Genomic DNA, 461 nt, shown 5'->3' on the forward strand with positions numbered 1-461 from the left:
TCGTCGCAGAGCCAGCCACACGCGTCGCGGGTCTGATCAGCGGTGAATACGATATCATCACTACCCTGACGCCGGACGACATTCAGCTGATAAATAGCTATCCAGACCTCGAAACGCGCGGGACGCTCATCGAAAACTTCCACATGTTCACCTTCAATATGAACCAAGAAGTTTTCAAGGATAAGAAGCTTCGGCGCGCTCTTGCTCTGGCTGTCAACCGGCCAATCATGGTTGAAGCGCTCTGGAAGAAACAAGCATCTATCCCGGCCGGCTTCAATTTCCCGAACTATGGGGAAACCTTCGATCCAAAGCGTAAGGCCATGGAATATAATGGCGAGGAGGCCAAGCGTCTCGTCAAGGAGAGCGGCTACGATGGAACGCCGATCACCTATCACACGATGGGCAACTATTATGCCAACGCCATGCCTGCGTTGATGATGATGATCGAAATGTGGAAGCAG

Annotated in this window: 1 protein-coding gene; it reads left to right on the plus strand. The window is 52.3% G+C overall.

What is annotated here, in order from left to right; all coding sequences use genetic code 11:
- Positions 1–461: ABC transporter substrate-binding protein (locus BK665_RS33325; protein ID WP_221179283.1), on the plus strand; the 461-nt coding region annotated here is incomplete at both ends.

Source organism: Pseudomonas frederiksbergensis (assembly GCF_003732665.1).
GTDB lineage: Bacteria > Pseudomonadota > Gammaproteobacteria > Pseudomonadales > Pseudomonadaceae > Aquipseudomonas > Aquipseudomonas frederiksbergensis_G.